The following is a 25,217-nucleotide window of genomic DNA, read 5'->3' as shown; positions in this document are numbered from 1 at the left end:
ACGGTACAATCATGAAAACTCAGTGCTGCCAAAGGAATATATATCGTTTCATTTTTCAAATCCTTTGTCAGAAACCTAGTTAGTTTTTATAAATAAGCAATTGGAAACTTAATTCATTTTGTTTTTTTTACATTATTTTTTAAGCTTAAACATCATATACATTACCATATTCATCACACCACATCACAAAATATTAAGCGAAAAGCTTACGTGAATTTTAAAGAAGTAAAGTAATTTTTCTTCAAATAACAGTTTTATAAGGGGGAACCGCGTGAAGACAAAATCTTTTCGCGGTTTTTTGTTTTCAGGAGATTTTACTCCACTTGTTTTTTCCTTTGTAATTTCTCAGATAATCGTTTTTAATAATCTGATTTTCCGGTCTGGATAATAGCGGATCTGCTTCGAGTATTTTTTCCACCGTCTTTTTGGTTGCCTTAATAATGGCAGCATCATTCACAAGATCCAGTCTTTTAAAATCCACAACACCGCTTTGCTGGGTTCCCAAAATATCTCCGGGACCGCGAAGCTGCATATCAACCTCAGAAATTTTAAAGCCGTCATTGGTTTCCACCATCGTTTTAATACGTGTTCTGCTGTCTTTAGACAATTTGTCCGAAGTCATCAGAATACAATAGCTCTGTTCCGCACCACGACCGACACGTCCGCGAAGCTGGTGAAGCTGAGAAAGCCCGAATCTTTCAGAACTTTCAATGACCATAACCGAGGCATTCGGAACATTTACCCCGACTTCAATTACGGTGGTAGCAACCATAATTTCTGCTTTTCCGGAGGCAAAATAATTCATGGCAGCATCTTTTTCGTCCGGTTTCATCTTTCCGTGGAGCATTGCCACATTGTAATGTGTGAAATTATCCATCACATTTTCTAGACCTTCCATCAGATTTTTGTAGTCTAATGTTTCAGATTCTTCAATTAAAGGATACACAAAATAAACCTGCCGTCCTTTCTGGATTTCCTCGCGGCAGAAATTATAAACATAAGTGCGGTCTTTTTCCCTTCTGTGAGCGGTAATAATGGGCTTTCTTCCAATCGGGAGCTCATCGATTACCGAGACATCAAGATCCGAATAAAAACTCATCGCAAGAGTTCTCGGAATCGGCGTTGCCGTCATGACCAGAATATGAGGCGGAATTTTATTCTTTGCCCAAAGTTTTGCTCTTTGTGCCACACCAAACCGATGCTGCTCGTCGATGATGGCTAAACCAAGATTGTTAAATTTCACTTTATCTTCCAGAACCGCATGAGTTCCCACAAGAATAGAAAGTTCGCCGCTTTCCAGTTCTTCATGAATTTTATTCCGTTCGGATTTTTTTGTAGAACCTGTTAAAAGGCGGATTTTAACTTCCGTCTTTTCTAAAAGCTCTTTAATTCCGTTATAATGTTGCTGGGCAAGAATTTCCGTAGGAGCCATGATACAGCTTTGGAAACCATTATCTTTTGCTATAAGCATCGTTAAAAGAGCAACCATTGTTTTCCCGGAACCTACATCTCCCTGCAAAAGCCGGTTCATCTGGATCGGACGTTTCATATCCATCCGGATTTCTTTGAGTACTCTTTTCTGAGCTCCTGTTAAATCAAACGGAAGATGATTTTCATAAAAATCATTAAAATAATCTCCGACAACAGGAAAAGGATTTCCCGCAGTATGGCTTTTGTGATGAAGTTTTTTCAGCCCGAATCCTAACTGAAAGAAAAATGATTCTTCAAATTTTAAACGGTAGTCGGCTTTCTCAAAATGCTCCATATCCTTCGGAAAATGAATATTGAGATAGGTGTGCTGCCTTGATAAAAACTTAAATGCCTTCATCAGATAATCCGGAAAATTCTCATGGATAAGATTCGGGATTTCTTTGCATACATTTCGTAACACAACCTGAAAAAACCGCTGATTCAGTCCTCTTTTGGTCAGTTTTTCCGAACTTGGATAAATGGGTCTTAAACGGTTTTCGGAATCTTTCTTTTCTTCAATTTCTATTTCGGGATGCGGCATCGAAAACTGGTTGTTGAAAACATTGATTTTCCCGAAAATAAAAACTTCTTTATTCACAGGAAGCTGTTCTTTCAGCCATTTTGAATACTGAAACCAAACCAGATCCATCGATCCTGTATCATCATTGAATTTCGCCGAAAGCCTTTTGGTTTTTCCGGTCTGTATTTCCTGAACGTTGGTAATTTTACCTTTCAATTGCACGTCTGTGGAAACGTCTCCAAGCTGCGAAATTTTATGAACTTTGCTTTTATCCAGATAACGGAGCGGGTAGAAGTTCAGCAGATCTTCCACGGTGGAAATTCCCAGAACGCTTTTGATGAGTTTGGCTTTTTCCGGACCGATTCCTTTTACGTATTCTATGGAGGTTTCTAAATTCATTTTTAGGAGCCACGAATTTCGGGAAAAATTAGAAATTAAAAAAGGCTCTCATTGCTGAAAGCCTGTATTTTTATTCTTTTATTTTAGATTTAAATTTTTTCTGATAATCTTCCCACTGCTCCCGCGAACGGATTTTCTTGAAAAGATCTTTAGAAATAAATTCCAGATAAGGTTCTAATTCCTTTGCGGATAATTCTCCCTGTAAAATGGTGATCGGATTACCGCTTTCATCCAGAAAAACCGTACTCGGAACGGCTGCAACATTCATATACTGAGTGAATTCGTGTAAGGAATTTCTTCCTTTCTTATGTTCCGTATTCGGATTAGAAAACTTTCTTCCAAAAATTTCGATCTCCTTTTTATCTTCCGCATCGAATTTTACCGGATAATAACTTTCATTCAGCATATCAGCAATTACCTGATGTCCGTATGTTTTTTTATCCATGATCTTACACGGAGCGCACCAGTCTGCGTAAAAATCGATGAGAATTTTTTTAGGATTTTCTTTTTGTGCTTTCTGTGCTTCTTCAATCGTCATCCATTTTACCTGCGCAAAACTGAAAGTGACTAAAAAGAGTGCTATTAAACTTATAATTTTCTTCATGATTTGGTATTTTTGAAGTAAATGTAAGCATTTACTTATTTTTATTTTACATCCTGCATTAATTTTTTCACAAGCGGGGAAATCAAAATTAATACCACTCCGGCAATTACCGCGTATAATCCCAATTGTTTATATCCATCGGTATAAGTGATCAAAGCATCATAGTTGGTAGAACCTTCTTTGGTGGTCGCCAAACCTGCCCCGATAATTCCTGCCACATACTGTCCGTAAGCAGAGGCAAGAAACCACATTCCCATCATCATTCCCTGAAGGTTTTTCGTGGAAAGTTTCGTCATGATGGATAATCCGATAGGAGAGAGGCATAGTTCTCCCAGAGTGATAACGAGTAAAGCAATGGTGAAGAAATTAAGGGAAGTAATACCCTGAAGATTGGCAAAAAGTCTCGTTGCGAACAAAATATAGTATCCTAAACCTAAGAAGATGAATCCCAGACCAAATTTAATGATGGTATTCGGTTCAATTTTTCTTTTATTCATCCAGATCCAGAGCAGTCCGATTAACGGAGCTAAAAAGATAATAAAGAATGCACCTCCGGAATTGTTAACGCCATTCGGATCCAATCCCAATAAATCTTTATTTAAATTTTTTGCAGCGAAAATGCTTAATGAACCTCCGCTTTGCTCATAAATTCCCCAGAATAAAATGGAAAACAGGATGAACACCAATGCTGCCCAAAGTTTGTTTCGTTCAGCAGGGGTTACTTTGGTCATTTCATAAAATAAATAGATTAAAGTAAGCGGTCCTATTGTCCACATAAAATAATCCGTATATTCTGTTTTGGCAACCATCACCATGATAATCGGAACAAAGAGTAATGATAAAACATACACTCCGTATTCCTGCCATTTTGGAATAGGCGCAGATTTTGTCTCATTTTCAGGATGTCCCGGCTGAAGTCCGATCGTTCCTAAGCTTCTCTGGGTAAAAACAAAATTAATTAAACTGATGACCATTACCACAGCAGCTAATCCGAATGCAATATTCCATCTTAACATTTCCGGAATTACATCTGATAAAATCTCTCCTTTTCCGATGGCAATACAAAAGTATCCACCCAGTAATGCTCCAAGGTTAATTCCTGCATAAAACAATGAAAATCCGGCATCTGCTCTTGAATCATTCGGTTTATAAAGCTGACCGACCATTGATGAGATATTGGGTTTAAAGAAACCTGTTCCCACTACAGTAAACGCGATTCCCAGAAAGAAAAACTTATGAGGATCTGTTGCAAGAATTAAACTTCCGACAATCATTAAAAGTCCACCCCAAAACAGAGATTTTCTGAAACCTAAAATTTTATCTGCAAATAAACCTCCGATAAAGGTAAAAGCATAGACGAAAGCCTGCGTTGCACCATATTGAAGATTGGCTTCACTTTCATGAAAATTAAGCTGCGAGATCATGAAGAAAACAAGCATTCCTCTCATTCCGTAGAAGCAGAAGCGTTCCCACATTTCGGAAAAGAAAAGGCTCCAGATCTGTCTTGGATATTTCCCTTTAAAATTTTGTATTTCGTCTAAAGTTAAACTCATAGGTCAATATGATTAAGATTTAATTAAATTTTCTGTAAAATAACGGAAAAAGTAATTACCAAAGACGTTTTGCATTCAAATATTGTTTCGAATTTATATTTGAAGGATATTAATCTATACAAATTTTCAATGTTGTTGCAGGCTTTCAGGTTGAACTTACTTTACCATCTCAATTTTTCCGTCCACAAACAGAGATTTTCTCTTTCCTCTTGGGCTCGATTCGTCCGCAAAACTCCAGAATGCTTTTACGGTTCCTGCTTTTGTGTCGACTATCTGACTTACCGTCCATCCGTCTTTTTCTATCCAGTTTAAGAAATGCAGATTTTCACTCAGCTTTTGATAATCCATTTTTTCATCGCCTTCGTTCACCACTCCTTTTTTATCTGTTGTTTTCCAGTGAAGGGTAGAATCTTTGTGATAAATTACTTCTGCTTTCATTTCCGGAAAGGAAATCACTGCTTTTTTTCCGAGAAGATCAGAATTGGTTGATGGATTCTGCTGTGGAAGATTTTCATTTTTCTGATTGCAGGAAAGTAAAATGATTGCTGCAGTAAGGCTGAATATTGTTTTTTTCATCATATAAAATTAGGTCATTGAATGAATTACGGTATGGCTGTCTACAAACTGTTCAAAGCTGATGATTTTTCCGTCCTTCAGTTTCCAGATATGAGCAACTCTTGCTTCAAATGATTTTCCTGTAAGATTGTAAGTGCCGGAATAGGTTCCATAAGCAACCACCTTATCTTCACCCGCTACATAATCTTCCGGTGTAAATGTATAGTCTGTCCATTCGCTTCCTAATCGGGCGAAAACATTTTGCGTAATGCTTTCCAGCCCGATGTAAGTTCCTGCGTAAGGAAATCCTTTTGCTTCCGTCCATGAAATATTTTCAGCGGCATATTTTGCAAGGTTTCTGCCGTTTTCTTCTGAATTTTTCCCTTCGTAGGTGCTTTTTACGATCTCTAAATTATTCATGTTGTTGATTTTTTAATTCAGATTTAGAAAGTTTTTTATTGTAATGACAATGGTTTATTTTACCATTTCATTTCTCCTGTATTCACTTTTGCACCGATCTGAAGAGCTGTTTCGAAAGTTAAATCCGGATATTCCTTCTTTAAAGTGTCTGTTAAAGATTCTGAAGTTTTGTTTGTTTTCAGGGTTTCTTCATAAAATTGGATGTAGTTTCTGGTATGTTTTACGGCTGAAATATCAAATGGTGTTTCAGATTTTGCGTGAGCCGGAATAACGATTTCAGGATTCAGATTGTCTATTTTGTTTAATACTGAAGTCCATTCTTTACGAGCTTCCGCAGTTTGTGCATCTGCCATCCATAAGTGAAAACTCGTTCCGAAAACATTGATTCCGCCAACGGCAGCTTTTACAGAAGGTATCCAGACGAAAGTTCTGGACGGAAATTCTTCTAATCCAATAATTTCTAGTTTTTCGCCTTCCAGCTCGATGAAGTCTTCTTTTAAATTTTGAGGAAGAACAACATTCGAAGTGATATTTTTTCCTAATCTCTCACCCCAAACTTCCAGTTTTTTCTGAGCCGTCTTTTTAATGTGCTCAATGGTTGCCGGTGAAGCATAGGCGGTAACTTCCGGAAAATATTTCTTAAAAATCTCCAAGCCGAAATAAAAATCAGGATCTCCGTGAGAAACATAAATTGCGGTTAGTTTTTTGCCGTCTTTTTTGATTTCCTGTGCTACTTTTTCTGCATCTGCCAACGTAAACTGTGCGTCGATCAATACAGCTTCTGTTTTACCGGTAACAATTACCGATGCAACACCAAAGCTGTTTTCGGATGCGTTATAAACTTTTAATGTAAAATTGTTTGTTTCAATAGTTTTGAAACTTTGTGCTTGTATGTCCATTTTTGAATAGTGATAAAATTGTTAAAAAAATTGTTGAAATAATTCCGATTACTCATGTTTTTTACTTTTGTTGAGTAAAAGTTTTATTTCTTCTCACTGTCTTATTAATGGTACAAAGATGCATCAAACCAAAGCTTTGAAACATTGAACAAGTTCAATAAATAAAGTCTGAATTATTTTTTGTTTACGATTTTTTTTCTAATCCTGCTCACAAATTCATGACTGATACCTAAATATGCAGCGATTTGTACATTGGTTAATCTTTGGTAAAGCTGTGGATATTTTTCAATAAAATCGGTATATCGTTTATCTGCGGTTTTGCTTAGGTTATCAATCATTCTGCGTTGTAAGGCAACGTGTGTTTTCTGCGTCATGACGCGGAAGAGTTTCTCTATTTTGGGTAAGTTTTGATAGGCGAATTCTTTATCGCTTTTAGAAATAATTAAAATTTCACTGTCTTCCAGTGCTTCTATGTTAAGCTGAGAAGGCTTTTCATGGGTAAAGCTGTCGATATCAGTAATCCACCAGTTTTCAGTAGCAAAATTAAGGATTTGCTCTATTCCTTCAGAATCAATATGATATGTTTTAAAAAGACCTTTTATAACGAAGCCTTCAAATTTGCAGATTTCACCTTCTTGTAATAAAAATTGCTTTTTTTTAATTGTTTTTTTCTGAAACAAGCCATAAAATTCTGCTAATTCTTCTTCAGAAAGAGTGATGTGCTGCGATATATTATTTTTAAAAATTTCTGACATTCTATTCTCATTAATGTTTTTGTACTGTGAATATAGGAATTTTTGGGTTTCGGGTTTAAAAAATGGCAATTGGCTTTGGTGATCATCAACTAATCTTTTAAGAGATTTATAAAGTAAAAAACCTCCGACTCAGCGGAGGTTTCATTGTATTTTATTTGATGCGGATTAGTTTACACCATGCATCATTTTCTTTAAGATTGGTGAAATTAATGCTAAAATTACAGCCGCGATACCACAAAGAACAACGAATACCATGAAGAATTCAAATAGATTGTGGATTTCAAAACCTGCAAAAGTAGGATTTGCCAACGGCAACTGTGCTTTTTCGAAAGCAGCTACCTGATCAGCATTTAATGTTACTTTTTTATCTAAAACATCCTGAAGGTTGATTCCCATTTCCTGTGCCTTAGAGAATTTATCTCCCGTTGCAGGAATCAATGCACCCAAAGAACCTGCTAAAGCATAACCTGCAGCATTAGAAATAAAGAATACTCCGTATAATAAGGATGCAAATCTTTTTGGAGCCAGCTTACCTACCAATGATAATCCTATAGGAGATAAACAAAGTTCACCACAAGTCTGGATAAAATACAGTAACATTAACCATTTGATTGCCAATAATCCTGAGTTTCCTAAATCTTTTACGTTGTGTGCGATGATGAAGTAACTTAACGCGATTAAAGCCAATCCCATTGCCTGTTTCATCGGGGAAACCGGCTCTTTTCCTTTTGCTCTTAATTTGTCCCAGATTAAACTGAAAGGAACAGCCAAAGCAACAACGAAAATACCGTTGAAAATCTGTACCATCGAAGGAGGCATATTCCATCCTAAAATGTTTCTGTCTGTCTGATTATCAGCGATAAATGTTAATGAAGATCCAGCCTGTTCGAAAGCAGCCCAGAAGAAAATAATGAAGAATGACACGATATAGATTACCCAGATTCTCTGTCTTTCTACTTTATTTTCGGCAGAACTCATGATCAGGAATGCCAGAGAAATCCCTGCTGCATAAATGAAAGGATAAATAATTCCTTTAATAAGCTGTCCCATTTCTACGGCTTTAAATCCGAATTCTCCTACCAGAAGATATCTGAAAGCAAAGAAAAGAACAACAAACAATCCTCCAGTAATTCCTAAAGCGGATCCGGAGAATTTAGCAGTCTGCGTTTCTCCTTCTTCAAAATCTGCGCTTGTATTATTTTTCGGAAGTCCACCGATAGGTCTTCCTTCCGGAGTAACTACATATTTGTTTTTAAGAATAAAGAAAGTAATGGTACCGATTACCATTGCAATGGAAGCGGCAAGGAATCCCCATTTAAAGGCAAAAATATCTCTTACGCCTGTTGTTGCATCTTTTACGTCTCCTACGTATGGACAGATAAACTGTCCTAAGAATGCACCAATGTTAATTCCCATGTAGAAAATCGTAAAGGCAGAGTCTAATTTAGATTTTTCCTGTTTCGGATAAAGGCTTCCTACCATCGAAGAAATATTCGGTTTGAAAAATCCGTTACCGAAAATGATGATGAAAAGAGCAAGCCACATAAACATTTTTGCACTGTCCAGGCTTCCTGAGAATGTTGAAGCACTGATGAAAAGCAAAAACTGACCAATTGCCATTAATGTTCCTCCGATAAGAATTGCGTTTCTGTTACCGATATATTTGTCGGCGATGAAACCTCCCAAAAGCGGAGTAAGATAACATAAAGCTAAAAATCCACCATAGATGATTGCTGCATCAGCTTCTTTTATCAATAAGGAATTTACCATGAAGAGCGTTAATAAAGCTCTCATTCCATAAAAGTTGAAACGCTCCCACATTTCTGTTCCGAAAAGAACCCATAACCCTTTCGGATGTCTGGAATTCTTGTTCTCTACAAATTCATCCGGTTTCGGACTCAATGCTTCAGTATTATCCATTTTTATTGTTAATTTTTGTTAAGACTGACAAATATAGTTTTTTTTGTGTTTTCGGCAAGGTTTTAATTTTATATTTAAATAAAAAAGCCGCAGAATAATTCCGCAGCTTGCTTTTCTGTATTGTGAACAGGGATTAATGTCCTTTTTCTTTCATGATTTTGTTTAGTTTTTTCAGCATGGATAAGCCTAAAAGGGTTGCAAAGATCAGCAAAGCAAAGTTCACTAAAAAGTAGTTCATTTTATTGTCGTAATTGTACCACGTACTGGCTAAAATTCCGGAAAGTTTGTTTCCTACAGAGTTGGCAAGGAAAAATCCGCCCATCATCAACGCTGTAATTCTTGCAGGAGAAAGTTTGGAAACGAAGGATAATCCCATTGGTGAAAGGCATAATTCTCCCACAGTAATGACTCCGTAACTTGCAACCAGCCACCATGGCGAAACTTTAACAGCACCGTTATCTCCAGCCCAGACCGCTAAAACCATTACCAAACACGATAATCCTGAAATGAAAAGTCCCAAAACAATTTTTGTAGGCGTTAACGGCTCTTTTCCTTTTCGTCTTAATAGCGCCCAGAAACCAACTACAACTGGCGTTAAAGCAATTACCCAAAACGGATTGATGGACTGGAATAATTCTGTGTTGTATAAATAGGTTTTAGTTTCAGGATTTTTTCCTAGTTCTGCTTTCTTTTCAGGTGAAATATTCCTGAAATAAATATCCTTTCCTGTTTCTTTGATAGGTTTTCCATCTTTATCTTTTTGAGACTGATATTGATCGTCGTAAACAGAAACTTCTTTGTTTTCATAGCTTTTTCCGTCTACCATGTAAATGCTTTCCAAAGGTTTTTCCATGGAAGCAGGCACGCTTCTGTCGGTGTAATAATTTGCCCATCTCGTTAAAGCGGTTCCGTTTTGTTTGAAAACTGCCCAAAAGAACATACTGATGAGGAAAACCGATAATAAGGCTCCGATAGACGATTTCTCGTCCGGTTTTGCCTTGAAATAAAGTGAAGCATAGAAGTAAATAACAGGAACACAGGCAAAAATAAAGGCATCTGTATTGTCGCTTCCGAAAATATTTCCGGGAATAACCCAGCCGATTGCTCCTGCAATGATTGCCGGTAAGAACACTTTCATTAATATTTCAGAAAGTTTGGTATCTCCTTCCTGAACAGGCTTCATCTGAGCGGCATGAATGTAGTGTTTTCTGCCGATGGTAAAAATAATTAATCCGACCAGCATTCCGACTCCGGCAGTGATAAACGCTTCACCCCAGCCGAATTTGTTTCGCATGAATGCCGCGATAATGTTACAGATAAATGCACCGATGTTGATCCCCATGTAAAAAATATTGTACCCGGAATCTTTATTGGCTTTATAAGGTTCTTCGGAATATAAATTTCCAAGCAAAGTAGAAATAGTAGGTTTAAAGAAACCGTTTCCGATGATAATGAGTGCTAAAGAAGAATAAAATAAAGTAAGATCTTTAAAAATCCCCATTCCGATGTATCCTGCAGCCATCAAAACGCCTCCGATATAAATGGATTTGATGTATCCTAAAACTCTGTCCGCAAGAAACCCTCCGATAAAAGGTGTTAAATACGTTAAAGCAATATAGGTTCCGAAAATATCGTCTGCAGTTTTGTCCGGAAGTTCGAGACCGCCTTTTGCGCCGGTTGGTTCAATAACATACAATACAAAAATTCCGAGGATAAGATAGTACCCGAAACGCTCCCACATTTCCGTAAAGAAGAGGAAAGGCAATCCTTTAGGATGTTTAGTCTTCATAGTTTACAAATTTCAAATTTCACAAATATAGAATTTTAAAAATAATAATCGAATTTTATTAACTTTGATGGAAATAAAGATGAAGAAAATGGAAATTACGTTAAAAGATTTAGAAGATAACATCAGAACACTTCCTGAAAATTTTTATGAAGAGGTGAATGATTTTATTGATTTTTTGAAACAGAAACATTTCAAAAGCAAGTCTCATCATATTCCTGAATGGCAAAAAGAAGAAACAGGAAGAAGGGCAGAATATTTACGTGAAAACCCTCAAAGTTTTGTTTCTGAGTCTGAAATGGATGATTATTTAAATAATCTCGAAAGTGGCGACTAGGTTAATTTACGGTCATTTTGTAAAGCAGGATTTAAAAGAAATCAACGATTGGTACAGGAAAATTGATAAAAAATTATGGAACAGATTTCTTATTGATTTTCGGAATAAAATCGATTTAATAAAGGAAAATCCATTGTCCTTTGAACTTAAATATGGTGACAGTCGAATCGTTTTTCTCAAAAAATTTCCCTTTGGAATTCATTATTCTTACAGCGAAGAGAAAAATCTAATTGAAGTATATTCTGTCTTTCACACTTCCAGAAATCCTGAAGAATGGAATGACAAAAAATAAAAAAATCCGGATCTAAACTTCAGATCCGGATTTTTTATGCTTAAATTTTCGAATTACAAATTTTCCAAAATAAAATCAGTCATTTTCTGATACAGTTGCGGTCTTGTCTGTCCGCCATAAATTCCGTGGTTTTTATCAGGATAAGCCATAAAATCAAACTGTTTTTTGTTCTGGATCAAAGCTTCCGAAAACTCCATGGAATTCTGGAAGTGTACGTTATCATCGGCAGTTCCGTGGATTAATAAGAATTTTCCTTTTAACAGATTCGCATATTCAGTCGGGGAGTTTTTATCGTATCCGTCCGGATTTTCCTGTGGTGTTCTCATGAATCTTTCCGTGTAAACAGAATCATAATATCTCCAGTTCGTTACCGGAGCCACTGCAATTCCCATTTTGAAAACATCGGCTCCTTTTGTCATTGCCAGACTTGTCATATACCCTCCGAAACTCCATCCGAACATTCCGATTCTGGATTTATCGATGTAAGATTGATTTCCGAACCATTTTGCTGCTGCAATCTGATCTTCAATTTCATATTTTCCTAAATTCATGTACGTTACTTTCTTGAATTTAGCTCCTTTATAACCCGTTCCGCGCCCGTCGACACAAGCTACAATATATCCTTTCTGAGCGAGCATTTCAAACCAGATACCGTTTCCGCTGTCCCAGGAATTGGCAACCTGCTGAGAACCGGGACCTGAATACTGGAACATGAACAGCGGATATTTTTTGTTCTTATCAAAGTTTTTAGGCTTGATGATCCAAGCATTCATCTGATCTCCCGCTTCATTCGGAATTGTAATAAATTCTTTATCTACGAAATTATCAGCTTTTAATTTTTGCAGCTGAGCTTCATTATTCTGAAGTTCTTTTACTGTTTTGCCGTTTCCGTCCTTTAAAACATAAGTATAAGGTTTTGAAGCCGTAGAAGAAGTTTCGATGAAATAATTATAGTTTTTGCTGAAATTTGCAGAATTATTTCCTTCCGCATTGGAAATCAACTGGGATTTTCCGTTTTCGATATTTACTTTGGAAATCACTTTATTGATGCTTCCTTTTTCGGTAGTCTGAACGTAAATTTCTTTTGATTTAGGATTAAATCCGTAGTAATCTGTTACTTCCCAGTTTCCTTTTGTAACCTGTTTTTTCAGTTTACCATCTTTGTCATACCAGTACAAATGGCGGTTTCCATCTCTTTCAGAACCCCAAAGGAAAGAATTGTCCTCTAAAAATTCCAGAGTCGGGCTGTCTGTATCGATCCATTTTTCATCGGTTTCGGTGAATAATTTCTGTACAGCTCCTGTTTTTGTATTGACTTTTAAAACATCAGAAGCATTCTGAATTCTGTCCGAAGTAATCAAAACAATTTCGTCCGGTTTTGCTGTCTGAATAACATTCGGAATATAATAATGTTTGAAACTGTCTAAATTGACGGTTGTCTTTTTACCGTCGCTCAACTGATAAATATGCGCGGAAGCGACAGAATTTTTTTCTCCGGCTTTTGGATATTTGTAACGCATTTCACTCGGATAAAGCGTTTTGCCGTAAATCGGGATATAAATTTCAGGAACTTCCGTTTCGTCTAACTTTACGAAAAGAATCGCATCGGAGTTTTTTGTCCATTCGTACAGTCTTGCGTGCCCGAATTCTTCTTCATAAACCCAGTCTGCAAGTCCGTTTAAAATTTTATTTTTAACACCGTGCTGCGTAATCTGTGTGATTTTTCCCAAATTCAGATCCTGATAAAACAGATTGTTATCCACAATGAAAGCAACTTTTGTAGCATCCGGTGAAAATCTTGGCTCCTGAACAAATTTTCCTTCATTAAGACTTACTGTTTTTCCGGATTTCAGATCTTTTACTTCATATTTTCCTAAAAACGAGTGTCTGTAAATCGGTTCACTAGCTTTCAGTAATAAGATTTTAGATTCATCATCAGAAAATTCATAGCTCTGGAACTGTCCGTCGACAAGATTGCCTTCTTTTTGGGAAGTTTTGTAAGAATATTTTGCAATTCCTCCCTGTTCGATAACCAGATAATTTCCCCCGTTTTTCATGGATGTAATTCCGGCAATGCCTTTTCCACGGTAATATCCTGAATATATTTTATCTAAAGTAATTTCCTGAGCGGATAAACTTTGAAATGCCACAGCAACTGTAAGCGTTAGTAAGAATTTTTTCATTTCTAATTTTAAAAGATTTCAAATATAATAATTTTTAAAATGGTAAAAAAAGCTTTTTAAATCTCTGATTTTGGCAGTAAAATTGGATATATTAAGATACAATCAAATTAAAATATAATTATGGAAACGAATGATTTTAACCAGAAACTGAACCGATACGAGTTAGACGACAAAATTATATATACCGGATTTTCCAGTTATAAAGATGCAGAAGCATGTGCCCATAAAAAAGGAGGGGAACTGGTAGAAGTAGGTTTCAAAGATGGAAATGATAATCCTGAAATCTGTAACGAAGCCGGACTTCTTGAAAAAAAGTTACATTATTTCGTAGATGCGGGAGATGAATATAAATTTATCCATTCGTCAGATCCCGGATTCAGAAAATATGCCGATGAATTGCAGAAAATAAAAGCAAAACAGCAACAGTCTCCACCCGATGAAAGATATATTGCCAATTTTGAAATCGAAAACATTGAAGACCCGATTGTAGTGATAAAAAATGATCATTTTGAATCGGTAACTTCAAGAGAGCGCTCTAAATATCTGAAACACGCCCAAGTGTACGAAATCGGTGTCTCTTTACCCAAATCTTAAAATATCAATAGTATGAGCAAGACAAAATATTCTGAAAAAGCTCAGGAAAAAGTAGGAAAAGTAATGCACGAATTCAAGGAAGGAAAACTGAAATCTTCTTCCGGAGAAAAAGTGACCAACAGAAAACAGGCAGTTGCCATTGGAATTTCTGAAGCGAAACAGGAAGGCTTAAAAGTGCCGAAAAACAAAAAAGATTAACCTAAAATAAACAAGGCTTGGAAAATTTTTCCAAGCCTTGTTTATTTCATATTTTGAACCCTTAAGATTGATTTAAGGAGTTAAGCCACATTAAGATGAATCATTTTTGATTTTAATATAAACTTAATAATGCTCAACAACTCAATTTTTCTTAATGGTTTAAAAGCTTATTAACAATTAACTTTAATCGTTATACATAATTCTGTAATATTCATCCGCCATTCTGTCGCTGTTAAACTGATCTTTCACGTCATTCATAGAATTGTACTGGATTTTTCTCCACTGATCCGGCTTGTCATAGTACGTAGGAAGAATTTCATTTTCCAGAATTTCGTATAACTTGTTAAGATCATAATTATCCTGTTCGTAGATGCTCATGTTGGCATAATCTGCTTTCGGAACCACAAAAGAATTTTCTCCATGTTTCGCAAATTCAGGGATCCATCCGTCATCTGTGGAAAGATTTACAGAACCGTTCATGGAAGCCGTCATTCCGGAGGTTCCGGAAGCTTCTCTCGGAACTCTCGGATTATTCAGCCAAAGATCAGAACCCTGCTTTAAAGATTTGCTCAAAGACAACTCATATCCTGTAAGAACTGCCATATTTTTATGATTTTTGCTTTCCTCCACCAGAGAATTGAATGTGGAAATCGCAGAATAATCCATCGGATAAGGTTTTCCTGCCCAAATGATCTGAACCGGATATTTCGGATGATTCAACAGTTTGTAGAATCTGTCTTTGTCATGTAAAAGCAGATCGGCACGTTTATATCCTGCAAATCTTCTCGCCCAGACAATGGTGAAAACATTTGGATTGAATAAATTTCCGGTCTGGTCGGCTACGATTTTAAATAATCTTTTCTTCAGATGCTTTTTACGGTAATCGAAAACCGTTTCGTCGTTTTCGTCTTTTGCATTGTAAAGCGGTTTGTCTGCCCAATATTTGAATTCCTGCGCATTGGTAATCGAAGTAATCTCACAGATTCCCGGATATTTTCTCCACATCGCTCTGGAAACTACCCCATGAAGCTGAGAAACTCCGTTTGCTATTCTTGCCATTTTCAACGCGCAAAGTGAATGGTTGAACCTGTCGTCATCAGAACCTTCGATATTTTTTACCTCTTCCATACTGAAGCCTGAAAAATAAGACATATCATAACAAAGTCTCATATTGTGCTTTTCATTTCCAGCTTCTTCAGGAGTGTGCGTGGTGAAAACCAGCTTTTCTTTAACTTTATTCAGGTTTCCGTTGTATTTTTTCAGCAGATGGAACGCTGCAGGAAGTCCGTGAGCTTCATTTAAATGATAAACATCTCTTTCAATGTTCATTTCATCCAGCAATTTAGCGCCTCCTTTTCCTAAAAGAATGTACTGTGCCAGTTTTGTAGATTCATTGGCATCATACAGTTTATGACAGATGGTTTTAGAAATGTGGTCATTTTCAGGAACATCCGTTGATAGGAAAAACATTGGAGCCGTGTGGAAAATCTCAGGATCAAGGTACCATACTTTTACCCAAACCGGAGCGCTGTGGATTTCTATCTGAAATTTTATGCCGGTATCTTCCAGAAAGCTGTACATTTTTTTCGTCCAGGTCGGCTGTAACGTCTGGTCATGATTTCTTGCCTGATCGTAATACCCGAATTTCCAGAGAATTCCGATTCCGATAAGATCCTGTTTCAGATTGTAAGCACTTCTCATGTGGGAACCCGCCAGAAATCCTAATCCTCCCGAATATATTTTCAGCACCTGCTCAATCGCAAATTCCATAGAAAAATAAGCAACTTTCTTGGAATACTGCGGATTTACGCTAAAAGGTATTTTAAAATTTTTAAAATCCATGTGTAACAGTTTATTAAGTGAGGAGGCAAAGGTATTAATTATGAAAATAAACTCTACATTAATTATTTTATAAATTAACATTAAAAATACTTTTTGAATCTGTTTTTTATTTACCTTTAATATGTAAATTTTTGATAATCAAAACTTCATGATCTGAAACCGGAAGCTTTATGTCTTCCATAACAATAAAATAATAAGCAGATGAAAAAGGCATTTTCTGATGAAGATTTAATTAAAAATCTGAGCTTATATTATCTGAACCGACACTTGAAAAAGAAGCCGATAGAAAAGTATCACCGTAAGATCGACGAATCTCCGCTTCACGACCGCGAAAAATATAAAAAGAAAGCGGAAATTTTACTGCTCAATTCTTTCATGCATCATTTCCCTGAAGTTAAATTTGAAGATTTAACGTGCGAAAGCCCCGACTTTATCGCAAAATTCAACGACAAGAAAATCGGGATTGAACTTACCGAAGTGATCAATCATCTTGAGATGAAGAAAGTGGAAAGCAATCTGAACAAGATTTTCCGTCAGGCAGAAATATTATTGGAACAGGAAGACACTACGAAATATCGTGGTGTTTATTTTTTAGAATTTCACTCAAACATCAGACTGGATTCTCCGGAACATCAGCAGGAAATTATTTTAAATATCTGTAAAAGCATCAAAAAAGGAAAACCTGTAGGAAATGTGAAAGGAATCCGAAAGTCTTTCCACCGCAGAAATGTTTTTATTACGCATGAATACAATATGAATCTTTTTGATGAATTATGCTCTGAGAAAATTGTGGAGCTGATTGAAAAAAAGAACGAAAAATTCCCTTACTACGATACTTCGGTCGACGAATGTTGGCTCGTTATTGTTTCGGATATGAATTCCATCGCTTCGCGCTATACTTTTATTCAGGATAAAGAACATCTGCAAAAGGTAAAAAGCCCTTTTCACAAGATTTTTCATCTCGAAAATCTTTGCGGAAATATCACAAGTATCAAATAATCGCTGAAAATATTTCATTTTTAATCAGCTTTTATTGAATTATTTTCGTTGAATCTGTTATTTTTAATTGGAATTGTTTATATTTGATAGACAACAAATTACCGCACAAATTAATAACCAAATTCAACATGATATGAAAAAAACTCTACTTCTTTTCTTGCTTTTTATTTCATCTTTTATTTTCGCTCAGGCAGACTGTTCATCAGCACTTGCAGTATGCGGAAATTCCAGTATAACGTATTCTCCGACGGGAATCGGGGCCGTTAATGAAAATTTAGGAGGATGTTTATCTTCCGGTGAGCACAATTCAATCTGGTATAAATTTACCATTGCAACAGGCGGAACGCTTACTTTCGATCTCGTTCCTACAGATCCGGGAGCAGATTACGACTGGGCGATTTACGGACCGAATGTGAACTGTGCAAGTCTTGGTTCTCCGGTTCGCTGTAATGCAGCCACCGTTATCGGAGTCGGAGCTTCCACAGGCATGAATATGACGAGCACCATTATAAGTGCTGCAGGAGGATCGTTAACGCCTTACTGTAAATATATGGATGTTTTACCAGGGCAGACTTACTATTTGTATATAGATAACTGGGTAGATGTTTTTAATCCTACAATGGCTCCGTTTTCTCTAAATTGGGGAGGAACGGCAACATTGGCTTCGCCGTTTACAAATCCTAATATTCAGACTCATCCATTTACTCCGCCGGGAGTTCCGGCTGCCAATCCTGCCAATCCGCGAGAAATTATTGTCTGCGAAAATCCCATGGTTTTTAATTTCAGTACCTTGTCTTCCGGTATTCTTAATGGCAACAGCAATTTCCAGATCAGTTATCATACTTCACAGAATGAAGCACTTTCCGGAGCAAATCCTATTGTGTCGCCGATTACCGTTAATACTGCCACAACATATTATTACAGTATCCATTATCAGGATCCTGCAAACCCGAATAACCCTATTAATTCCTGCAGACAGGTGGGAGCTTTCAAATTTAAATACGGAAATATTTCAGGAACCAATGTTACGCTCTACAGTTGTAATAACAACAATGCCGGAACCGGAATTTACGATTTAACTTCCGCTGCTGTTTTTGGAGATCCTACCGCAGTAAAGGTTTATTATAATTCACTTTCAGATCTTAATGCGGGAATAAATCCTATTACAAACACCACTAATTTCGTTTCGGCAGAAGGAACGGTGTATGTTAAAATTACTTCTCAATATGGTTGTGTAGCTATTGCACAGATTATTCTGAAATTTTATCCGGTTGTTGTGGTTACCGAGGCCACTTTAAGAACCTGCTTTATTGAAGCTAATCCTTCAACGGGAGCATTTAATCTCAGTCTTGCAGCCGTCACCACGCAAAGCGGAACGACTAAAAAATATTATCCTTCTTTAGCAGATGCCCAAAACGGAACCAATGAAATTGTATTATTCTCAAATTACATCGCTCCAAATGGCGTTATTTACATCAAAGTATTTAATTCTAACAATTGTTTTGCAATTGCGAAAGTGAATTTAGTTGTCATTCAGCCGGTATATTCCAATGTTCTGAAAGACAAAATTATCTGTATGGAAGACCGAACCACACTGGATGCAGGTTCCGGATTTACGAGTTATGAGTGGAGTACAGGTGCAACAACACAGACCATCAATAATGTAGGAGTAGGAACGTATTGGGTGAAATTAAAAAGTGGCGACTGTATTATCAAGCAAAGTGTAAAAGTGTATGCTTCGGAACAGCCAGTAATTTCATCAGTTGATGTTACCAATAATACCATAACGGTAAATGTTTCAGGTGGAACAGCTCCGTACAAATATTCTCTTGACGGAATCAAATGGCAGGATTCCAACGTATTTACAAACCTTCCGAGAGGAGACAGCAGAGTTTTTGTAAAAGATGCCTACAATTGCGAACCGATTGATATTACTGTGGTGGTTCCTAATTTGGTAAATGTAATTACACCGAACGGAGACGGAGTAAATGATGTGATCAATTATTCAGCTTTAGGATATAAACAGAATTTGGTGTTGAGTGTTTTCGACAGGTACGGAACGCTTGTTTTCAAGGCGGATAAATTCAGAAATTATACGTGGGACGGAACCATCGGAGGTAAAAAAGTCCCAACAGGAACTTACTGGTATTCGGTTTCTTGGAGCGAAAATGATAAAAAGAACACCTTATTCAAATATTCCGGCTGGGTAATGGTGAAAAACAGGGAATAATTTTCAGAACTCAATAGAAAACCGTTGCCTGTGTAACGGTTTTTGTTTTGTAAAATCCCTATCTTAGATATTCAAATTTACATCATGAAAGATTTATTGATAAAACGTTTTGAATACTATAAAATGCTCGGTGATCAATCTTTTGAGCAGCTTTCAGATGAACAGATTTTCTGGCAGTTTAATGAAGAAAGCAATTCTGTAGCGATTATTGTTAAGCATATCGCCGGAAATATGTTATCCAGATGGACTAATTTTTTAACCGAAGACGGCGAAAAATCATGGCGGAACAGGGATGAAGAATTTGTTGATACTTTTAAAACAAAAGCTGAGGTTCTGGAATATTGGGAAAAAGGCTGGAAATGTTTTTTTGACGCTCTGAACCAGATGAATGATGAAAATGTACATTCCATAATTTACATAAGAAATGAAGCACATACGTTTATGGATGCTGTTTTCCGTCAGTTGGCGCATTATCCTTATCATATCGGACAGATTGTGTATATCGCAAAAATGATGAAGAATGAAGATTGGAAAAGCCTTTCTATTCCGAGAAACAAATCGCAGGAATTTAATTCTGAAATGATCAGTAAATTCAGACAGCAGTAATGAAGAATTTTACGATTCAAAATAAAGGAATTATTTCTGATGAATTTTTAAATAGAAACATCACAGATTTTCATTCTGCGTGCCAATATGTTTCAATGCTCCCTTACAAAAGAAATAATGATAAAAGCAGAGTCGAATGTGTTTTTGATGATTTTGGCGGAACCTGCAGTACAAAACACGCCGCCCTGAGAAAACTTGCTCTGGAAAACCATCACAGCGATGTAAAGCTCATTCTTGGAATTTTTAAAATGGATGCAGAATACACTCCGAAAATTAGCGGTACTTTGCAAAAATTTAATTTGAAATACATTCCGGAAGCGCATAATTATCTCAAAATTGATAACGAATATTTCGATTTTACGAACCGCAGCTCACATTATCATCAATTTAAAGATAAACTACTGATTGAAAAGGAAATAGAATTCAACGAAATTGGGGCTCAGAAAATTTCATTTCATAAAGATTTTCTTGAAAAGTGGCTGAATGAAGAGCGCATCACTTACAGTTTAGATGAATTGTGGAATATCAGAGAACAATGTATCATGGATTTGCAGCAAATTGATGAGCATGAAATTCATAATTCGTCTCTGGTTTGTTACCAGAACAGTCTGGAAATAAGGGATGAATTTAATCAATAGACTGAATCAATTCAGAATTCATCTTAAAATTATTATCTTTGCACCCACAAAATTCAGAATCAATAAATGTCTCAATTTCAAAGAACTGCCGCATTTCATACTCTTGGCTGCAAATTAAATTTTGCGGAAACATCTACCATTGCCCGTCAATTAACAGAAGCAGGTTACGAAAAGGTAAGTTTTGATGAAAAAGCGAATGTGTATGTTATCAACACCTGTTCGGTAACTGAAAATGCCGACCGCGAATGCAAACTTCACGTAAAAAGAGCCATGAAAGCCAATCCGGATGGTCTGGTTGTAATCGTGGGATGTTATGCACAGTTGAAACCTGAGGAAATTTCACAGATTGAAGGGGTAGATTTGGTTTTAGGAGCCAAAGAAAAATTCAATATTCTGAGCTATCTTGATGATCTGGAGAAATCTGAAAACGAAGGGATCGTTCATTCATGCGAAATTGAAGAAACAGATTTTTTTATTGGAAGTTACTCCATCGGAGACAGAACCAGAGCTTTTCTGAAAGTTCAGGACGGTTGCGATTACAAATGTACCTACTGTACGATTCCTTTGGCAAGAGGGATTTCCCGTTCCGATACCATCGAAAATGTATTAAAAAATGCCAAAGAGATTGCTGAAAGAGACATCAAGGAAATCGTTCTTACAGGCGTAAACATCGGAGATTACGGAAAAGGAGAATTTGGAAACAAAAGACATGAACATACTTTTTTAGATTTAATTTCTGAGCTTGATCAGGTTGAAGGCATCGAAAGAATCCGTATTTCTTCCATCGAGCCGAATCTGTTGAAAGATGAAAGCATAGAACTGGTTTCGAAAAGCAAAAGTTTTGTTCCGCATTTTCATATTCCTTTACAATCGGGAAGCGATGAATTGCTGAAAAAAATGAAACGCCGTTATTTAACGAAATTATATACCGATAGAGTTAATAAAATCCGTGAGGTAATGCCGGATGCAGCGATTGGTGTGGATGTAATTGTCGGTTTTCCCGGAGAAACAGAAGAACTGTTTATGGAAACATATAACTTCCTGAATGAGCTTCCAATAACTTATCTGCACGTTTTCACCTATTCTGAAAGGGAAAATACGGAAGCGGCAGAAATGGAAGGCGTAGTTCCGATTCCTGAAAGAAAAAGACGCAATAAAATGCTTAGAATTTTATCTGAAAAGAAAAAGATGGCATTTTACCAGACCCAGCTTGGAAAAACACTTCCTGTACTTTGGGAACACGAAAACAAAGACGGAAAAATGTTTGGCTTCACAGAGAATTATGTGAGGGTTCAGAAGAATTTCGATCAGGCTTCAGTCAATCAGATTGAATTCTTAAAGCTTGAAAAAATAGAAGCGGACGGAACCGTTTCTGTGATGAATTCCTTTGAGAGTTTTCTCGAGAAAATTTAATATTCTTTTAAACAATTCATTTAAAATAATTCAGACATTGCTATCAGAGTGATGTCTTTTTTTGTTTTAATGAAATCGAAACCTGAAATCATCACATTTAATCCAAAAATAACTTCTTTCATTCATCTTTTTCATGTTTCTCAGACCGGTCATATCAATTTAAATTTTTTAACTTTGGTAAAATTCAAAATGATATGAGAGACAAATTTTTGCTTTGGGGAGCTATTATTCTCGTCGTTGCGTGGTCGGTTGCTTTTTTAATAAGGGCAGATTGGTGGATTCCTGTTTTGCTAACCGCTGTGTACGCAATAGGGATTTACAACATTACCCAATCTAAGCACGCTATTTTAAGAAATTTTCCTGTTTTGGGCTATTTCAGATACTTTTTTGAGAGTATTTCCCCGGAAATGCAGCAGTATTTTATTGAAAGAGAAACCGATGGAAAACCTTTTCCGAGAAATCAGCGTTCTGCGGTGTACAGAAGAGCCAAAAATTTAAGTGATACTGTGCCTTTCGGAACACAGCTCGAAGTTAACCACAGAAAATATGAAGGAATTAAGCATTCCATTTATGCAAAATCTCCGATGGAAGAGCTTCCGAGAGTCTGGGTAGGAGGAGAGCAGTGTTCTCAGCCTTATCATGCTTCGTTATTTAATATTTCGGCAATGAGTTTCGGGGCGTTAAGCGACCGCGCTCAGATTTCTTTAAACAGAGGCGCTAAAAAAGGAAATTTTTACCACAATACGGGAGAAGGGGGAATTTCTCCGCATCATCTGGAAGGAGGAGATCTTTGCTGGCAGATTGGGACAGGATATTTCGGCTGTCGTGATGAAGAAGGTAAATTCAATCCGGAATTGTTTAAAAAATATTCCACTTTACCCAATGTAAAGATGATTGAAATTAAATTATCTCAAGGGGCAAAACCAGGTCATGGCGGAGTTTTACCGGCTGTTAAAAATACACCGGAAATTGCAAAAATCCGTCACGTCACGCCGGGAATGACGATTATTTCACCGCCTTCACATACTTCTTTTTCTGATGCTGCAGGTTTGCTGAGGTTTGTACAGCAGTTAAGAGAACTTTCCGGAGGAAAACCTGTTGGATTTAAGTTGTGCATCGGCGATACCAAAGAATTTGAAGATATCTGCGTCCAGATGAATGTTTTGAAGATTTATCCGGATTTTATAACCATTGACGGAGCTGAAGGAGGAACCGGAGCCGCACCGCCGGAATTCTCAGATGGAGTAGGAATGCCTTTGGAACCTGCTTTGATTTTTGTTAACAGAACACTGAATAATTATAATTTAAGAAGTAAATTAAGAGTGATTGCAAGTGGAAAAGTTCTTACAAGTCTTGACATCTTAAGAGCAATCGCGATGGGTGCAGATATGTGTAATAATGCGAGAGGATTTATGTTCTCTTTGGGCTGTATTCAGGCTTTAAGGTGTAATAATAATATGTGTCCGACAGGAGTTGCTACTCAGGATAAAATGTTAATTAAAGGACTTGATGTTACGGATAAAGCAGAAAGAGTGTATCATTTTCATAAAAATACGCTTCATACATGCAATGAACTGATTGCAGCGGCAGGAAGAAGTTCTTACGAAGAAGTAGATGCCACAATGTTCATGAGGGGCGATGAGTTTGATCATTTAGCAGATCTCTATTTTCCGGATATTTTAGGAAATGTAAAGCAGAAAGCTAAGTATTAATTTTAAGCAAATAAAAAAGCGCTTCTTATTGGGAAGCGCTTTATTTTTTATTGTTCTAGAACAGGTCTCTGATTAGCTTTGTAAATTTGAAAATTGAATACAAAACAATTATTTTGGAGTGAATACCCTGTATAATTATAGTGGGTATCTCTTCCGAAAGCAGCTCTTGAAGGAACGATAATTACACCCTGTAAATTATATGCATCACCGTCTGATAAATTTGCGTATCCCTGAAAGTATTTTAATCCTTCCTGTAAACCTTCTATCTCGTAATAGCTTCTTTCTTTACTAGCCGCTTCTTTAACACTCTTTTTCACATAATAAAACATCGGGTCCGTTAAAGGAGAACCACTTCCGTTGATTGTGTTGGCTAAAACTCCTGATGTTGTAAATGCTACATTACCATCGGTATTTGTTGCAAGGTAATAATTTGCTCTCATCATCGTTCTGATCTGAGTGGCATTTGTTGCTTCCGGATTCGTTTCAAGAGTTACTCCTGAGGTTGGCTGTGCTCCGTTTCTTACAATATAAATAACCCCGGAAGAAAGTTTTACGGGACTCAGCTCAGATAATTTTTTCTCATTATCATCAGAAGTATCTGTAGAGCTGAATGCTTTTATATTTCCTTGTGAATCAAGGTAATTGTCATTCATAAACTTTTGGATCGCCTGATCATCATATGAATTTCTTACCGAGATATCTTCCGGTTCTACAAATGTTTCAACTTCATCATCCTTTTTACATGCCGTGAAACAAAGAGATCCAGCAAGGATATATAAAAATATTTTTTTCATTTTTCAAAAAACTTTAATTACTTTACAAATAATATAACGACAAAAGTATAAAAAATTATGAGAATAGATAAATTTTTATGGAGCATTCGTTTTTATAAGACCAGAACCATTGCTACTGAGGAGATTAAAAAGAACAGAGTGTCTATCGGTGCGTCGGTTGTAAAGTCTTCTAAAGAGGTGAAGGAAGGAGATGTAATTAAGATCCGTAAAAATCAGATTGACTATCAAATTAAAGTAATTCAGATTCCTAAAAGCAGGATCGGAGCAAAGCTTGTTCCTCTTCATATAAAAGATGTGACTGATAAGGAACAGTATGAGCTGTTAAAAATGCGTAAAATGTCTCAGGATTATTACCGGAATAAAGGTGAGGGAAGACCTACGAAAAAAGACCGCAGAGATATGGACGATTACGTAGAAAATGATATTGCCTCAGATTTTACGGACTGGGACGATTTCTTTGGCGAAAATGGGGACGACTCTGAAAACGAAGATTAACAA

At 36.6% G+C, this 25,217-nt stretch carries 23 protein-coding genes; 11 read left to right on the top strand and 12 right to left on the bottom strand.

Annotated features, from left to right (window positions below; all coding sequences use genetic code 11):
• Window positions 1-304: 304 nt before the first annotated feature.
• The 9 genes from recG to DD829_RS21115 form a co-directional block, all read right to left on the bottom strand.
• Window positions 305-2,389 carry an ATP-dependent DNA helicase RecG gene (gene recG / locus DD829_RS21155; RefSeq protein WP_108409424.1) on the bottom strand — a complete coding sequence of 695 codons (2,085 nt, stop codon included), beginning with the start codon at window positions 2,387-2,389 and terminating at the stop codon, window positions 305-307.
• A gap of 70 nt (window positions 2,390-2,459) precedes the next feature.
• On the bottom strand, window positions 2,460-2,993 hold the full coding sequence (locus DD829_RS21150; protein WP_108409425.1) for a thioredoxin family protein: 534 nt from the start codon (window positions 2,991-2,993) through the stop codon (window positions 2,460-2,462).
• Between the two features lie 41 nt (window positions 2,994-3,034).
• Window positions 3,035-4,546: a peptide MFS transporter gene (locus DD829_RS21145; RefSeq protein WP_076392734.1), complete on the bottom strand. Its 1,512-nt coding sequence runs from the start codon at window positions 4,544-4,546 to the stop codon at window positions 3,035-3,037.
• Window positions 4,547-4,702: 156 nt separating this feature from the next.
• A complete protein-coding gene (locus DD829_RS21140) occupies window positions 4,703-5,122 on the bottom strand; it encodes a MoaF-related domain-containing protein (protein WP_228408260.1) in 420 nt (139 codons plus the stop codon).
• Between the two features lie 9 nt (window positions 5,123-5,131).
• Complete coding sequence (locus DD829_RS21135; protein ID WP_108409439.1) at window positions 5,132-5,521, bottom strand: nuclear transport factor 2 family protein; 390 nt, start codon at window positions 5,519-5,521, stop codon at window positions 5,132-5,134.
• A gap of 59 nt (window positions 5,522-5,580) precedes the next feature.
• On the bottom strand, window positions 5,581-6,420 hold the full coding sequence (locus tag DD829_RS21130) for an MBL fold metallo-hydrolase (RefSeq protein ID WP_108409438.1): 840 nt from the start codon (window positions 6,418-6,420) through the stop codon (window positions 5,581-5,583).
• A gap of 173 nt (window positions 6,421-6,593) precedes the next feature.
• A complete protein-coding gene (locus DD829_RS21125) occupies window positions 6,594-7,175 on the bottom strand; it encodes a Crp/Fnr family transcriptional regulator (protein WP_108409437.1) in 582 nt (193 codons plus the stop codon).
• A gap of 165 nt (window positions 7,176-7,340) precedes the next feature.
• Complete coding sequence (locus tag DD829_RS21120) at window positions 7,341-9,095, bottom strand: peptide MFS transporter (RefSeq protein ID WP_076392718.1); 1,755 nt, start codon at window positions 9,093-9,095, stop codon at window positions 7,341-7,343.
• 133 nt (window positions 9,096-9,228) lie between these two features.
• A complete protein-coding gene (locus tag DD829_RS21115; RefSeq protein ID WP_108409436.1) occupies window positions 9,229-10,884 on the bottom strand; it encodes a peptide MFS transporter in 1,656 nt (551 codons plus the stop codon).
• Between the two features lie 88 nt (window positions 10,885-10,972).
• Here DD829_RS21115 and DD829_RS21110 point away from each other — a divergent pair, with 88 nt between their 5' ends.
• Entirely contained in the window at window positions 10,973-11,218 is a 246-nt protein-coding gene (locus DD829_RS21110) for a DUF2281 domain-containing protein (protein ID WP_165796582.1), read from the top strand.
• On the top strand, window positions 11,208-11,510 hold the full coding sequence (locus tag DD829_RS21105; RefSeq protein WP_165796581.1) for a type II toxin-antitoxin system RelE/ParE family toxin: 303 nt from the start codon (window positions 11,208-11,210) through the stop codon (window positions 11,508-11,510). The genes DD829_RS21110 and DD829_RS21105 overlap by 11 nt, the downstream gene beginning before the upstream one ends.
• Before the next feature lie 53 nt (window positions 11,511-11,563).
• Here DD829_RS21105 and DD829_RS21100 read toward each other — a convergent pair whose 3' ends face one another.
• On the bottom strand, window positions 11,564-13,693 hold the full coding sequence (locus tag DD829_RS21100) for a S9 family peptidase (protein ID WP_116548122.1): 2,130 nt from the start codon (window positions 13,691-13,693) through the stop codon (window positions 11,564-11,566).
• 120 nt (window positions 13,694-13,813) lie between these two features.
• Between DD829_RS21100 and DD829_RS21095 the strand changes: the two genes are divergently transcribed.
• Together DD829_RS21095 and DD829_RS21090 are read left to right on the top strand one after the other, a co-directional pair.
• On the top strand, window positions 13,814-14,287 hold the full coding sequence (locus DD829_RS21095; RefSeq protein ID WP_076392708.1) for a hypothetical protein: 474 nt from the start codon (window positions 13,814-13,816) through the stop codon (window positions 14,285-14,287).
• A gap of 12 nt (window positions 14,288-14,299) precedes the next feature.
• A complete protein-coding gene (locus tag DD829_RS21090) occupies window positions 14,300-14,485 on the top strand; it encodes a DUF6496 domain-containing protein (RefSeq protein WP_108410739.1) in 186 nt (61 codons plus the stop codon).
• Between the two features lie 183 nt (window positions 14,486-14,668).
• Here the strand turns inward: DD829_RS21090 and glgP are convergent, their stop codons facing one another.
• On the bottom strand, window positions 14,669-16,327 hold the full coding sequence (glgP, locus tag DD829_RS21085; protein WP_108410738.1) for an alpha-glucan family phosphorylase: 1,659 nt from the start codon (window positions 16,325-16,327) through the stop codon (window positions 14,669-14,671).
• A gap of 201 nt (window positions 16,328-16,528) precedes the next feature.
• Between glgP and DD829_RS21080 the strand changes: the two genes are divergently transcribed.
• From DD829_RS21080 to DD829_RS21055, 6 genes are all read left to right on the top strand, one after another.
• A complete protein-coding gene (locus tag DD829_RS21080) occupies window positions 16,529-17,326 on the top strand; it encodes a hypothetical protein (protein ID WP_108411021.1) in 798 nt (265 codons plus the stop codon).
• Window positions 17,327-17,459: 133 nt separating this feature from the next.
• A complete protein-coding gene (locus DD829_RS21075; RefSeq protein WP_108411020.1) occupies window positions 17,460-19,556 on the top strand; it encodes a T9SS type B sorting domain-containing protein in 2,097 nt (698 codons plus the stop codon).
• 84 nt (window positions 19,557-19,640) lie between these two features.
• The gene (locus DD829_RS21070; protein ID WP_108411019.1) at window positions 19,641-20,162 is read left to right on the top strand and encodes a DUF1572 family protein; all 522 of its coding nucleotides are present in this window, start codon (window positions 19,641-19,643) and stop codon (window positions 20,160-20,162) included.
• On the top strand, window positions 20,162-20,800 hold the full coding sequence (locus DD829_RS21065) for a hypothetical protein (RefSeq protein WP_185140326.1): 639 nt from the start codon (window positions 20,162-20,164) through the stop codon (window positions 20,798-20,800). The genes DD829_RS21070 and DD829_RS21065 overlap by 1 nt, the downstream gene beginning before the upstream one ends.
• Window positions 20,801-20,866: 66 nt before the next feature.
• Window positions 20,867-22,213, top strand: coding sequence for a tRNA (N(6)-L-threonylcarbamoyladenosine(37)-C(2))-methylthiotransferase MtaB (gene mtaB, locus DD829_RS21060; protein ID WP_108411018.1), 1,347 nt, complete (start codon window positions 20,867-20,869; stop codon window positions 22,211-22,213).
• Window positions 22,214-22,407: 194 nt separating this feature from the next.
• Complete coding sequence (locus tag DD829_RS21055; RefSeq protein ID WP_108411017.1) at window positions 22,408-23,925, top strand: FMN-binding glutamate synthase family protein; 1,518 nt, start codon at window positions 22,408-22,410, stop codon at window positions 23,923-23,925.
• Between the two features lie 47 nt (window positions 23,926-23,972).
• Here the strand turns inward: DD829_RS21055 and DD829_RS21050 are convergent, their stop codons facing one another.
• The gene (locus DD829_RS21050; RefSeq protein WP_108411016.1) at window positions 23,973-24,719 is read right to left on the bottom strand and encodes a hypothetical protein; all 747 of its coding nucleotides are present in this window, start codon (window positions 24,717-24,719) and stop codon (window positions 23,973-23,975) included.
• Window positions 24,720-24,776: 57 nt separating this feature from the next.
• On the opposite strand from DD829_RS21050, the gene DD829_RS21045 reads away from it, so the two are divergent.
• A complete protein-coding gene (locus DD829_RS21045) occupies window positions 24,777-25,214 on the top strand; it encodes an RNA-binding S4 domain-containing protein (protein ID WP_076392689.1) in 438 nt (145 codons plus the stop codon).
• Window positions 25,215-25,217 lie beyond the last annotated feature (3 nt).

Source organism: Chryseobacterium sp. HMWF035, from assembly GCF_003094695.1.
Taxonomy (GTDB): domain Bacteria; phylum Bacteroidota; class Bacteroidia; order Flavobacteriales; family Weeksellaceae; genus Chryseobacterium; species Chryseobacterium gambrini.
Note: the sequence above shows the minus strand (reverse complement) of the source record. Positions and strands in the feature narration are given on the sequence as shown.

Bases quoted from the DNA above. Each gene is read 5' to 3' on its own strand.
- recG (WP_108409424.1), bottom strand. From the start codon at position 2,389: ATGAATTTAGAAACCTCCATAGAATACGTAAAAGGAATCGGTCCGGAA.
- DD829_RS21150 (WP_108409425.1), bottom strand. From the start codon at position 2,993: ATGAAGAAAATTATAAGTTTAATAGCACTCTTTTTAGTCACTTTCAGT.
- DD829_RS21145 (WP_076392734.1), bottom strand. From the start codon at position 4,546: ATGAGTTTAACTTTAGACGAAATACAAAATTTTAAAGGGAAATATCCA.
- DD829_RS21140 (WP_228408260.1), bottom strand. From the start codon at position 5,122: ATGAAAAAAACAATATTCAGCCTTACTGCAGCAATCATTTTACTTTCC.
- DD829_RS21135 (WP_108409439.1), bottom strand. From the start codon at position 5,521: ATGAATAATTTAGAGATCGTAAAAAGCACCTACGAAGGGAAAAATTCA.
- DD829_RS21130 (WP_108409438.1), bottom strand. From the start codon at position 6,420: ATGGACATACAAGCACAAAGTTTCAAAACTATTGAAACAAACAATTTT.
- DD829_RS21125 (WP_108409437.1), bottom strand. From the start codon at position 7,175: ATGTCAGAAATTTTTAAAAATAATATATCGCAGCACATCACTCTTTCT.
- DD829_RS21120 (WP_076392718.1), bottom strand. From the start codon at position 9,095: ATGGATAATACTGAAGCATTGAGTCCGAAACCGGATGAATTTGTAGAG.
- DD829_RS21115 (WP_108409436.1), bottom strand. From the start codon at position 10,884: ATGAAGACTAAACATCCTAAAGGATTGCCTTTCCTCTTCTTTACGGAA.
- DD829_RS21110 (WP_165796582.1), top strand. From the start codon at position 10,973: ATGGAAATTACGTTAAAAGATTTAGAAGATAACATCAGAACACTTCCT.
- DD829_RS21100 (WP_116548122.1), bottom strand. From the start codon at position 13,693: ATGAAAAAATTCTTACTAACGCTTACAGTTGCTGTGGCATTTCAAAGT.
- DD829_RS21095 (WP_076392708.1), top strand. From the start codon at position 13,814: ATGGAAACGAATGATTTTAACCAGAAACTGAACCGATACGAGTTAGAC.
- DD829_RS21090 (WP_108410739.1), top strand. From the start codon at position 14,300: ATGAGCAAGACAAAATATTCTGAAAAAGCTCAGGAAAAAGTAGGAAAA.
- glgP (WP_108410738.1), bottom strand. From the start codon at position 16,327: ATGGATTTTAAAAATTTTAAAATACCTTTTAGCGTAAATCCGCAGTAT.
- DD829_RS21080 (WP_108411021.1), top strand. From the start codon at position 16,529: ATGAAAAAGGCATTTTCTGATGAAGATTTAATTAAAAATCTGAGCTTA.
- DD829_RS21075 (WP_108411020.1), top strand. From the start codon at position 17,460: ATGAAAAAAACTCTACTTCTTTTCTTGCTTTTTATTTCATCTTTTATT.
- DD829_RS21070 (WP_108411019.1), top strand. From the start codon at position 19,641: ATGAAAGATTTATTGATAAAACGTTTTGAATACTATAAAATGCTCGGT.
- DD829_RS21065 (WP_185140326.1), top strand. From the start codon at position 20,162: ATGAAGAATTTTACGATTCAAAATAAAGGAATTATTTCTGATGAATTT.
- mtaB (WP_108411018.1), top strand. From the start codon at position 20,867: ATGTCTCAATTTCAAAGAACTGCCGCATTTCATACTCTTGGCTGCAAA.
- DD829_RS21055 (WP_108411017.1), top strand. From the start codon at position 22,408: ATGAGAGACAAATTTTTGCTTTGGGGAGCTATTATTCTCGTCGTTGCG.
- DD829_RS21050 (WP_108411016.1), bottom strand. From the start codon at position 24,719: ATGAAAAAAATATTTTTATATATCCTTGCTGGATCTCTTTGTTTCACG.
- DD829_RS21045 (WP_076392689.1), top strand. From the start codon at position 24,777: ATGAGAATAGATAAATTTTTATGGAGCATTCGTTTTTATAAGACCAGA.